At 67.3% G+C, this 11641-nt stretch carries 11 protein-coding genes; 3 read left to right on the top strand and 8 right to left on the bottom strand.

From position 1 onward, the window contains the following. The first annotated feature begins 24 nt into the window (after positions 1-24). A complete protein-coding gene (egtD, locus tag MKK49_RS05840) occupies positions 25-999 on the top strand; it encodes an L-histidine N(alpha)-methyltransferase (protein WP_244027108.1) in 975 nt (324 codons plus the stop codon). A 49-nt stretch (positions 1000-1048) separates the two neighbouring features. On the opposite strand, the gene MKK49_RS05845 is transcribed toward egtD, so the two are convergent. The 4 genes from MKK49_RS05845 to MKK49_RS05860 all read right to left on the bottom strand — a co-directional run bounded on the left by MKK49_RS05845 (position 1049) and on the right by MKK49_RS05860 (position 4991). After that, positions 1049-1306, bottom strand: a complete 258-nt coding sequence (locus MKK49_RS05845) for a hypothetical protein (RefSeq protein ID WP_244027109.1) — start codon at positions 1304-1306, stop codon at positions 1049-1051. A gap of 196 nt (positions 1307-1502) precedes the next feature. Further along, positions 1503-3962, bottom strand: coding sequence for an ATP-dependent Clp protease ATP-binding subunit ClpA (gene clpA, locus MKK49_RS05850; protein WP_244027110.1), 2460 nt, complete (start codon positions 3960-3962; stop codon positions 1503-1505). 24 nt (positions 3963-3986) lie between these two features. Then, entirely contained in the window at positions 3987-4418 is a 432-nt protein-coding gene (gene clpS, locus MKK49_RS05855; RefSeq protein WP_244027111.1) for an ATP-dependent Clp protease adapter ClpS, read from the bottom strand. Between the two features lie 213 nt (positions 4419-4631). Continuing rightward, positions 4632-4991, bottom strand: a complete 360-nt coding sequence (locus tag MKK49_RS05860; RefSeq protein ID WP_244027112.1) for a phasin family protein — start codon at positions 4989-4991, stop codon at positions 4632-4634. A 299-nt stretch (positions 4992-5290) separates the two neighbouring features. On the opposite strand from MKK49_RS05860, the gene MKK49_RS05865 reads away from it, so the two are divergent. Next, a complete protein-coding gene (locus tag MKK49_RS05865) occupies positions 5291-6784 on the top strand; it encodes a D-alanyl-D-alanine carboxypeptidase (RefSeq protein WP_409565022.1) in 1494 nt (497 codons plus the stop codon). 132 nt (positions 6785-6916) lie between these two features. On the opposite strand, the gene MKK49_RS05870 is transcribed toward MKK49_RS05865, so the two are convergent. Further along, entirely contained in the window at positions 6917-7456 is a 540-nt protein-coding gene (locus MKK49_RS05870; RefSeq protein ID WP_244027113.1) for a DnaJ domain-containing protein, read from the bottom strand. A 224-nt stretch (positions 7457-7680) separates the two neighbouring features. After that, positions 7681-8817, bottom strand: coding sequence for a S1C family serine protease (locus MKK49_RS05875; protein ID WP_244027114.1), 1137 nt, complete (start codon positions 8815-8817; stop codon positions 7681-7683). Between the two features lie 424 nt (positions 8818-9241). On the opposite strand from MKK49_RS05875, the gene MKK49_RS05880 reads away from it, so the two are divergent. After that, on the top strand, positions 9242-9457 hold the full coding sequence (locus tag MKK49_RS05880; RefSeq protein ID WP_244027115.1) for a hypothetical protein: 216 nt from the start codon (positions 9242-9244) through the stop codon (positions 9455-9457). 30 nt (positions 9458-9487) lie between these two features. Here the strand turns inward: MKK49_RS05880 and MKK49_RS05885 are convergent, their stop codons facing one another. Together MKK49_RS05885 and galU are read right to left on the bottom strand one after the other, a co-directional pair. Then, a complete protein-coding gene (locus MKK49_RS05885; RefSeq protein WP_244027116.1) occupies positions 9488-10420 on the bottom strand; it encodes a DUF817 domain-containing protein in 933 nt (310 codons plus the stop codon). Between the two features lie 352 nt (positions 10421-10772). Then, positions 10773-11639: a UTP--glucose-1-phosphate uridylyltransferase GalU gene (galU, locus tag MKK49_RS05890; protein WP_244027117.1), complete on the bottom strand. Its 867-nt coding sequence runs from the start codon at positions 11637-11639 to the stop codon at positions 10773-10775. Between the last annotated feature and the right edge of the window lie 2 nt (positions 11640-11641).

Here is an 11641-nt window from a genome sequence, read left to right on the forward strand (position 1 = left end):
CCCGACGTCCCGGAGACTCGATCGTTGACCATCAATCCCGTCTTCACGAACGCGAAGCCCCTCGCCGCGCGGGATGCCCGTCAGCAATTCGAGGACGATGTCGTCGCGGGCCTGTCGGCGCCGCAGAAATTCCTGTCCGCGAAGTATTTCTACGATGCGGCCGGGTCCGACCTGTTCGAGGCCATCACCCGCCAGCCTGAATACTATCCGACCCGGACGGAACTCGGCATCCTCGATACGAAGGGCGCCGAGATCGCCGCACTTCTTCCGACACGGGCCAATTTGGTCGAGCTCGGCAGCGGCTCCACCGTGAAGGTGCGCCGCCTCCTCGTGCACCGGCCGGATCTCGCCGCCTACGTGCCGGTGGACGTCTCCGAGACGTTCCTGCACAGCGAGGCCGAGGCCCTGGCCGCCGACTTCCCGAACCTCGCCATCGCGCCCGTAGCGGCGGATTTCACCCGCGCCTTCACCCTGCCGGATGGGCTCTCGCATGATGCCGTCGCGGGGTTCTTTCCCGGCTCCACCATCGGCAATTTCGAGCCGCCCCAGGCGACGCACCTGCTGGCGCATTTCGGCCGGGTGCTCGGGCTCGGCGCCACGCTCATCGTCGGCGTCGACCTCGTGAAGGACAAGGCCGTGCTGGATGCGGCCTACGACGACGCGGCCGGCGTGACGGCGGCGTTCAACCGCAACCTGCTCGTTCGGATCGAACGTGAGCTTGGTGCGGTCCTCGATGTCGAGGGGTTCAGCCACCGGGCGTTCTTCAACGAAGAAGCCTCGCGCATCGAGATGCATCTCGTCAGTGGCCGGTCGCAGACGATTCGCCTTGCGGGTCGCACCTTCGCCTTCGCCGAGGGCGAGACCATCCACACGGAAAACAGCTACAAGTACACCCTCGAAAGCTTTCGGACCCTGGCCGTTGCGGCGGGCTGGACGCCGCAGGCCGCCTGGACCGATGCCGAGGGCCTGTTCTCGATCCATGCCCTGACGCGGGCCTGAAGGGCTGCAGCGACAGCGTCGTTCCGCCGATCGTATCCGGGACGACGCGTTAGCTGCGCTTCTCCATCATCGCCTTGACCTGCATGAGCTGGTCCCAGACAAGGCCCGGCGAGGTGCCCAAGGCGTCGAAGCCGGCATTGATGCCCCAGTAGAGTCCCACCACCATGATCGGCACGAGGATCCAGCCGAGGATTTCCTCGCCCCGATGCCGCCGACGACGGCGCAGGCGCCGCTCCTCGCGGCGGGTCGGCGCGGGCGCGGTCTGGTGTTGCACGGGCGTGAGGGGCCCCTCATGCAAATCGTTCATTGGGATGCCCCCTCGTCATTGGCTTAGCCAACGCACACCGTGCGTTTCCTAGCAGGGCCGATACCTCAAGGGGCGCTTGCTAACCATCGCGAGGCCGCCTGTCGACTACCGGCGGCCGCTTCGGCGTTCGTCATTGCGGGAAACGGCGGGATCGGCCAGCCGTGCCGGGCCGATCCCGTTCTGACGTTTCGCTGGCTCAGGCCTTGACCAACGGCACCTTCGGCACCGTGCGAACGCTGCCCGAGCCGCCGCTGCCGGACCCATCGTCCTTCTTGCGGGGCGACACCTTGGCGCGGGTGCGCTTGTGCTTCTTGGCCGCGTTGGTCACGTCTTTCTCGGGCTTCGGGGTCACCGGTCCGGCCGGGAACTCGAAGCCGAGGGCCTGCTTCTCGCCCTCCTCGGGCGTCTTCACCACTACCCGCACGGCGCCGCCATCCTTGAGACGCCCGAACAGCACCTCGTCGGCGAGCGGCGTCTTGATGGTGGACTGGATCAGCCGCGCCATGGGGCGTGCGCCCATGGCATCGTCGTATCCATGCTCCACCAGCCACTCGCGTGCCTCGTCGGAAAGCTCGATGGTGACGTTGCGGTCGGCGAGCTGCGCTTCGAGCTGAAGGACGAACTTGTCCACCACTTTGGCCACCACCTCCTTCGGCAGGTGCCCGAACGAGATGATCGCATCGAGTCGGTTGCGGAATTCCGGCGCGAACAGCTTGTTGATCGCCTCGACGTCGTCACCCGTGCGCTTGGTCTGGGTGAAGCCGTAGGCCGACTTCGCCAGATCGGAAGCGCCCGCATTCGTGGTCATGATGATGATCACGTTGCGGAAATCGACCTGCTTGCCGTTGTGGTCGGTGAGCTTGCCGTGGTCCATCACCTGCAACAGGATGTTGAACAGGTCCGGGTGGGCTTTCTCGATCTCATCGAGCAGCAGCACGCAATGCGGGTGCTGGTCGATGCCGTCGGTGAGCAGACCACCCTGGTCGAAGCCGACATAGCCGGGGGGCGCGCCGATGAGGCGGCTCACCGTGTGGCGCTCCATGTATTCCGACATGTCGAACCGCAGCATCTCGACGCCCAACGACGCGGCGAGCTGCTTGGCCGCCTCGGTCTTGCCGACGCCCGTGGGGCCGGCGAACAGGTACGACCCGATGGGCTTGTCGGGATCGCGCAGGCCCGCCCGCGCCAGCTTGATCGCCGAGGTGAGGGCCTCGATGGCGTTGGGCTGGCCGTAGACGACGCGCTTCAGGCTGTCTGTGAGGTTCTTCAGCACCACCGCGTCGTCCTTCGACACGGTCTTGGGCGGAATCCGCGCCATGGTGGCGATGGTGGCCTCGATCTCCTTGACGCCGATGGTGCGCTTGCGGCGCGCCTCCGGCACCAGCATCTGCGAGGCACCGGTCTCGTCGATGACGTCGATGGCCTTGTCGGGCAGCTTCCGATCGTTGATGTACCGGGCCGAGAGTTCCACCGCCGCCTTCACCGCCTCGGCGGTGTATTTGAGTTTATGGAACTCCTCGAAATACGGCTTCAAGCCCTTCACGATCTCGATGGCGTCGGGGATCGACGGTTCGTTGACGTCGATCTTCTGGAACCGGCGCACGAGGGCGCGGTCCTTCTCGAAGTACTGGCGGTACTCCTTGTAGGTGGTCGAGCCGATGCAGCGGAGCGAACCGTTGGCGAGCGCGGGCTTCAGAAGGTTCGAGGCATCCATGGCTCCGCCCGAAGTGGCGCCGGCGCCGATGACCGTGTGGATCTCGTCGATGAACAGCACCGCGTTGGGATGCGCCTCGATCTCCTTCATCACCTGCTTGAGGCGTTCCTCGAAGTCGCCGCGATAGCGGGTGCCAGCGAGCAGGGTACCCATGTCGAGGGAGAACACCGTGGCGTCGATGAGGACTTCCGGGACCTCCTTGTGGATGATCTTGCGCGCCAGCCCTTCCGCGATGGCGGTCTTGCCGACGCCGGGATCGCCCACCAGCAGGGGGTTGTTCTTCTGACGGCGGCACAGGATCTGGATCGTGCGCTGCACCTCGGTCTCACGACCGATGAGCGGATCGATCCGGCCGTCGCGGGCCTTCTTGTTGAGGTTGATGCAGTAGGCCTCGAGGGCATCGCCCTTCTTCTTCGGCCGCGCGTCGTTATCCTCGCCGCCCGGTCGCTCGGCAGCGGATTCCTCCTCGGCGCCGCGCACGGGCTTCGGCTCCGACGCGCCCGGGCGCTTGGCGATGCCGTGGCTGATGTAGTTGACCGCGTCGTAGCGGGTCATGTCCTGTTCCTGCAGGAAATAGGCGGCATGACTCTCGCGCTCGGCGAAGATCGCCACGAGCACGTTGGCCCCCGTCACCTCCTCACGGCCCGACGACTGCACGTGGATCACAGCGCGCTGGATCACGCGTTGGAAGCCGGCCGTGGGCTTGGCGTCCTGGCGCCCGTCACCGATGAGATTGGCGAGCTCGGTATCGACGTACTCGACGAGGCTGCGCTTGAGGGTATCGACCTCGACGTTGCAGGCCCGCATCACCGCCGCGGCATCCTGATCGTCCACCAGGGCAAGGAGAAGATGCTCCAACGTCGCGTATTCGTGCCGCCGCTCGCCGGCGAGCGCCAGGGCGCGATGGAGAGCTTGTTCTAGGCTGCGAGAGAAGCTGGGCAAAGCGTGGCCTCTGTGTGGGGGTGCCTATTTCTTTTCCATAACGCACTGGAGAGGATGTTGGTGTTTGCGCGCGAAGTCCATCACCTGCGTCACCTTCGTCTCGGCGACTTCATAGGTAAATATGCCGCATTCGCCGACACCGTTCTGGTGCACGTGCATCATGATCTGGTAAGCGTCTTCCTGAGACTTGTTGAAGAACTTCTCCACGACGTGAACAACGAATTCCATCGGCGTGTAGTCGTCGTTGAGGAGGAGCACCCGATACAGGCTCGGGCGCTTGGTCTTCGGCTTGGTACGCGTGATGATCGCCGTACCGGACCGACCATCGTCACCGTTACCCGGACCGTCGGGGTTTGCTGCTGCCCGGGGCAGCTCCCGATACGGTCCGCCGCTCGCGGCACGGAAACCTTCCGGCGCGGGTGTCTTGGCTATGCCCTTCATCAGGACGTCGGACATCTGAATCGTATCGACCCCATGAGGCGGCGGCACGGTGCTCGCCAAACGGCCCGTGTCGCAAACCATGCGGGCCACGAAGGCAATCTATAGGGCGAGGGGCGACTTCGCCAGTCAGCTGCGCGCACTTGTCCGCCCAACCGCCGCGCCAGAACGACAGAGCCCCGCGCGTCGGGGACGCACGGGGCTTCGAACCGATGGATCGGGACGGGTGAATCAGACGGTGGCGGGCAGCTTCGCGCCGGTGCCCTGGGGCTTCATCGTGCCGGCGAGGCCGGTATAGAGTTCGCGCATGGTTTGGGCCTGGGCGACCAAGCGCTCGTAGGAGCTCTTGAGATAGGCGGTCTGGATCTCGAGGGCCGCTTGCGGCGTGCGTGCGGCGGCGAGCTTCTTCATGGTGGCGGTGCCTTCGGCCAACGATTGGCGGGCGAAATCCGCCCATTCGATGCCGGCGGTCTGGTTCGTCTTGGCCACGGCGGTCACGCCCTTCATCACGGTGCCGAGGCCAGCCTGGCCCTGGGTACCGGTCCTGTAGAGGGCCGCGGTCTTGTCGAAGGCTTGCGTCATCATGTTCATGGTTGGCACTGCCCCTGCGGGCATCCCTGGCGTCGAGATCGATCTGCCGCGGAAGGCGGCCCGCCGCGCGCGGATCGCCGGCTCCCTCCATTTGTGCGTCGCAGCAAAATACGTCAAGTCCTATGATGCGCTGCAACATGATCGGCGAAATCCACGGCGCCTCATTAACCCCGCCGTAACTGCATCCGCCTAGCCTGATTGACAGATGTTGCGGGGTCACGGCGGCGCTGACGCCTCCCCGTCCTGATGTTGCGTTGCAAGCCGGCCCCGCGCCGTCCTTGCCGAGGCGGTGAGTCGTGATGCGTAGCGTTCCCAACCCTGCGATGGCCTGCCCGGCGCAACTGTCCCGCCCGGGGACGACGCGCTCGTTGTCGGCCCTGATCGCGGCGGCGGTCGTTCTCACCGCGATGGCATCCCCGGCCGAGGCCAAGCGCCATCACCGTCGCGGCGGCGGCGGTTACAGCCCGCCCTACGCGGCGATGGTCATCGACGTGAAGACGGGCAAGACCCTGCACGCGGTCAACGAGGATTCCCTGCGTCATCCGGCGTCCATCACCAAGGTGATGACGCTCTACATGCTGTTCGAGCAGCTGGAGCGTGGCCGCTACACCCTCGAATCGCCCCTCACCATCTCGTCCTTCGCCGCGTCGCAGGCGCCGTCGAAACTGGGCCTGCGCCCAGGCTCGACCATCTCCGTCGAGGACGCCATCAAGGCCATCGTGACGAAGTCCGCCAACGATGTCGCCTGCGCCATCGGCGAGAACATCTCCGGCTCGGAGTCGCGTTTCGCCGAGATGATGACCGCGAAGGCGAAGGCCCTCGGCATGAGCCGGACGAACTACGCCAACGCGTCGGGCCTGCCGGATTCCGATCAGATCACCACGGCCCGCGACCTCACGGTGCTGGCCCGCGCCATCCAGGACCGCTTCCCGCGCTACTACCGCTACTTCCAGACCCGCTCGTTCGCCTTCCGGGGCCGGGTCATCGGCAACCACAACCGCCTGCTCGGCAACGTCCAAGGCGTCGACGGGATCAAGACCGGCTACACGCGCGACTCCGGCTTCAATCTGATGACGGCGGCCAAGCTCGACGACCGCCAGATCGTCGCCATCGTGCTCGGCGGCAAATCCGGGGCGAGCCGCGACAAGATCATGGCCGACCTCGTGCGCGCCAACCTGCCGCGCGCCTATGCGGGCAATCGTCAGACGCCCGCGACCATCGAGGTCGCCGAGCGCGCGCGCCCCGCCGTGGTGGCCGACGGCGCGTCCCGCACCCGCACCCAGGTCGCCTCGGCCGACGACGAGGACGTGGAGACCACGGCCTCCACGGCCCGCGAGCCCCTCGACATCTCGCCGAACCGGGCGACCACGACCCCCGGCTCCGCCGGCGCTCGAGGGCGCCTGCCCGCCGCCGCGCAGGCCTACGCTCCGGTCGCCCCCGCCTCCCCGTTTCCGACGGGCGTGAAGAGCCCGGCTCGCCTGGCTTCGGTCGACGGACCACGCACGGAATCCATCCCCAAGACCGTTTCGGGGGCCAAGGTGACGCCCACCGCGTGGGTGATCCAGCTCGGCGCCATGGACGACGAGGACAAGGCGAAGTCGATGCTGGCCGAAGCCCGCACCCGCGCCGGCGGCTCCCTGTCCCGGGCCGCGCCCTACACGGTGAAGGTCGAGCACGGCGGCGCCACCCTCTACCGCGCCCGGTTCTCCGGCTTCTCCGAGCAGGATTCGGCGCAGGATGCCTGCAATGCCCTCAAGCGCAGCGGCTTCAGCTGCTTCGCCACCCGCAGCTGATTCCTGCGGACGACCGGTCCCGCGTGGATCGGTTCTCGACCCGTGCGGCGCTTCACAGCGGCGTGCGTCAGGCCGGCTCGTTCGCCGGCTTGGAAAACCCTCGAAAACCCCCTCTGGCACGCGCGTGGAGTATCAGCGATGTCGGTTCGTCAGCCTGTCCCGGGCCGCGTTGACGCGCGCCGCCTGCTCGGCCGTCCCCCCCTGGTCGGGGTGGAGCCGCTTCATCAGCGTCCGGTGCGCGACGCGGACGTCCTCCAGGGACGCCCCGCGCTCAAGCCCCAGGATCTCATAGGCCTGCTCCTGCGTCATCGCCCCTGGGTCCGCCGGACGGCGCGCGCCCGGGTCGGGATCAGCCTCAGCGTATTCACGCCCACCGGGGTTCCGGCGGTGGAGATCCGGCTGTAGGGAGCGCCACCCTCGGACCCGATCCGACAGGGCGCGCCAGCGGCGGCGCAGGCCCCCATCGCCCTCCAGGAGCCACAAACCGGCGAGCACCAGGATCGCCCCGAGTTCGGGGCGGCCCCGTACCAGCACGAGCCCGGCGACCGCCAGAGCGACGGTGCCGGAGGCCCGCCGCAGCAACCGCGCCGCTCCGGCCGGCGACCGGCGCAGGGCGTTGCGGCCGAGCCACCACAGCAGCATGAGCCCGAAACCCGCCAGCAACAGGGTCATCGCGCGCCGCCGGACCCGGCGCGCACCCGGTCGCCGACGCGCCGGCGCGGACCGCGCGCGCCGAGAAATCCGTCCGTTCCGCGCAGCCGCGGAACGGAGCGGGCGCCGCGTCCGCGCTGGTCCGGCAGGCGTACGGCCCGGCGATGGGAAATTGCCGGGAATCGCGGATCACAACGCATCGATCGCTCTTTCGTGATCGGGAAAGCCCGGGCCAGTCACGTCTTTCACCGCCGAACCTCGGCCACGTCGGCTGTGGTGACGCGGACCCGGAGGGTGCGTCCGTCCCGCTCCACCGTCAGGTCGAGGGTGGCATCGACGCCGGCCGCCGCCATGGCCGCCGTGAGGTCGGCGAGGCGATGGATGGGCCGGTCGCCGACCGCCACGATGATGTCGCCGAGGGCACCCGTCTGCGGATCGACGCCGCGCAGTCCCGCCTGGGCGGCCGGCGAGCCACGGATCACGCGCACCACCACGACCCCGTCGATGCCGAGGCGGGCGGCGATGGATTCCTGTCCCGCGATGATGCCGATGCCGGGATTGCGGGTGCGGCCGTTGCGGATGAGTTCGGGCACGACGCGGTTGACCACGTCCACGGGGATGGCGAACCCGATACCCGCGCTCGCCCCGGAGGGCGAGAAGATCGCCGTGTTGACCCCGATGAGCCGCCCCGCGGAATCGAGGAGCGGACCGCCGGAATTGCCCGGGTTGATCGCCGCATCCGTCTGGATGACCCCCGAGAGTTCGCGGCCCTCGGCCGTCGGCAGGCGGCGTTGAAGGGCGCTCACCACGCCGGTGGTCAGGGTGTGGTCGAGGCCGAACGGATTCCCGATGGCGTAGGTCGTCTGGCCGACCTTGAGGTCCGCCGAGGTGCCGAGGGCGAGGGGCGGCGGCGGAGTGGTGCGCCCGAGCTGAAGCACGGCGAGATCGTAGCTCGGTGCCGCCCCGACGATACGGGCCGGCACCACCGAACCGGAGGAGAGCCGCACCGAAACGGAGCCGCCCCCCTGGGCGGCCGCGGCCACCACGTGATTGTTCGTCACGATGTGACCGGCGGCGTCCCAGACGAAGCCGGTGCCCGTCTGCGAACCGCTGCCCTCCTGCTCCCCACCCTCCTCGGTCTCGACGCCCAGCAGGGCGCGGCCCTGTGCCGCGGCCTGCGCGAAGACGTGGACGACGGACGGGCTCGCCTGGGCGAACAGGGCGACCGTGGAGGCTTCCGCCGGCGCGAGATCGCCGCGGGCCGTGATCGCGCGCGGGGCGCGGGCGCTGAACAGGAAGGCGGTGACGTAAGGCTGTGCCACGAACAGCGCGAGCAGGATCAGGGCCGCTCCCACCACCATCCGCCCGAACCGATCCGCCATCGCCATCCTCTTCACCGTACTGGGAAAACCCATTTGCTGCACTGCGGTATTAACCGGTCGGTGACGCTTCTGCCGTCAACTGACTTCAAGGGCCGACGCGGTCCGGGTGTGACAGCACACCGTTCAATCCCAACGCCGCAGCTACATTCTGCCTATAGGGCGAACCACAGGAAGACCCGTAACCCGACACGGCCGTATCGCCAAAGTAGCACCGGACAGAACGATGACACGTTGTCGTCCTGACCATGCGCCGGACCGGAGGCAATCTTCGTCATTGCGTCCGAAACGACCGCAAAGCCGCCCCAGAGATGCTGCCATTCCCCACCATCGTCAGCAGCGGCCGTTCAGGTTCATCCGCTTAGAAAGGATGGGCCGGACAGCCGGCATCGTGGGGATCGACCCTCCCGATCAAGGAACAGGAACCATGGAAACCGAAGCCCTCGAACGTCCGGCCGACCTGACCATCTGGCGGACCGCCCCCGTCCCGGCCCCCCTCGCCCAGCCCGAGCGTTACGGCACCCTGCGTGAAGCCATCAAGGCCGCTGCCGGCGCCCTCACCGACCCGGCCAAGCAGCCATGGATCATCACCGAGGAAGGCGAAATCCTGTCCCCGAACTGGATTCGCACCTACCTCAACTAGGACGACTTACGTCAACCAAGACGACCCGCCTCAACTGAGACGATCCGATCCGAGACGTGCTCCGGCTTCCGCGACGAGCCGGTTCTCCCCGCGAGCCGACCGCCGGAACTCCCGCGGCCGGCTCACGAGGGTGACGAGGACATAGGAAACGATCATCAGAAGGTACCACGATCCGAATTTCCCCCACGACACCACCGACCAGCCGGCCTGCTGATTGGGGTAGAGCCAGATGCGGCTCGCGGTCCCGATGTTTTCGGCGATCCAGATGAACAGGGCCACGAGCCCGAAGCCGATGACAAGTGGCATCCGGCGATGGACCCGCCAGACCTTGAAGTAGACGAAGGTCCGCCCGAACAGCACGCAGGACAGGGCCATCAGGGCCAGACGCATGTCCCATGCGAAATGGTGGGTGAAGAAGTTGAGATAGATCGCCCCGGCCAGCGGCAGGGTCAGCCACAGGGGCGGATGGCGGGTGAAACGGAAATCGAACAGCCGCCACACCCGGGCGATGTAGGAGCCGATGCTGGCATACATGAACCCGGTGAAGAGCGGGACACCGGCTAGGCGCAGCACGCTCGCCTCCGGATAGACCCACGATCCGACTCCGGTCTTGAACACCTCCATGACCGTGCCGACGGCATGGTAGAGGGCGATGACCTTCGCTTCCTCCCAGGTTTCCATCCGCGACAGGAGCAGGACGACCTGGATCGCGACCGCCGCCAGGGTGAGGGCGTCGTAGCGGCTCAGCGGGGCATCCTTGGGATAGAAGAGGTAGCTCGCGATCAGGAGGGCGCAGATCAGGCCGCCGAACAGACAGGCCCAAGCCTGCTTCACGCCGAATCGGAGAAATTCGTAGAGGCCGGCGACGTAGGGACCACGCGCGAGCGCCCAGGCCCCCAGTCGCGCATCGACCGCGATGAACCGGGCGAGGGGCGGCCAGAGGCGCGCGGCACTGTCTTCCATCGCACCCTCGAAACCGGCCCCCGCGCGGAAGGCCCACGGCCTCGCGCAACGGTCGCATCGCCCTCGGGCAATCCGACGTCAAGCCTGGCTGGAAGCGTATGGCGGGTACGGGCCACGGAGTCGTCCCCAGAAAAAAAGGCCGCTCCGAAGAGCGGCCCGAAGTCTAGGGAGGAAACGCCCAAGAAGGGCTGCGGGATCGCGACGCCATCGCGATCCCGCAATGCACAAAATAGAGTGCAGCGCACAAAACACAAGGGCGTCCGGGGGCGGCCCCGCGCTTTTCCCGTGATCCGCGAGGGGCGTCCCCGATGATCCTCGCGGGGCGTGGCGGATTTGTTCCTAGCGGTCGGGCTCAGTCTTTGGCGAGGAGCCGGGCGATCTCGGCCCGCAGGGGGCCGCCGAGATCCGCGCGCTCCAGAGCATAGGCGATGTTCGCGGTGAGGAAGCCGAGCTTCGAACCGGTATCGTAGGTCCGTCCCTCGTAGTGCATGCCGAAGAAGTCCTGGGATTGGGCGAGCTTGATCATCGCGTCGGTGAGCTGGATCTCGCCGCCGGCGCCCTTCTCGCCATGCGAGAGCACCTCGAAGATTTCCGGCTGAAGGATGTAGCGGCCCGAGATGATGAAGTTCGACGGGGCGGTGCCGGCTTTGGGCTTCTCCACCATGCCGTTGATCTCGAAGGTCTGACCGAACGTCTCGCCGACGCCGACGATGCCGTACTGGTGGGTCTCCTCCGGCTTCACCTCCTCGACGGCGATGACGTTGCCGCCGTGGCGCTCGTAGGCCGAGAGCATCTGCTGCATGCAGCCGCGGCTCAGCATGTCGGGCAGCAGCACCGCGAACGGCTCGTCACCGACGATCTCGCGGGCGCACCAGACGGCATGGCCGAGGCCGAGTGGCTCCTGCTGACGGGTGAAGCTGGTCTGTCCGGCGGCCGGAAGGTCGCGCTTCAGCTCCTCGTAGGCCGCCTGCTTACCGCGCTCCTGCAGCATCCGGTCGAGTTCGAACGCGATGTCGAAATGGTCCTCGATCACCGCCTTGCCGCGGCCCGTGACGAAGATGAAATGCTCGATGCCGGCCTCGCGCGCCTCGTCGACGACGTGCTGCACCACCGGCCGATCCACGACGGTGAGCATTTCCTTCGGCACCGCCTTGGTGGCCGGCAGGAAACGGGTCCCGAGGCCCGCGACGGGAAGGACGGCCTTGCGAATCGGTTTCATCA

The organism is Methylobacterium sp. J-090 (assembly GCF_022829345.1).
In the GTDB taxonomy this organism is placed as follows: domain Bacteria; phylum Pseudomonadota; class Alphaproteobacteria; order Rhizobiales; family Beijerinckiaceae; genus Methylobacterium.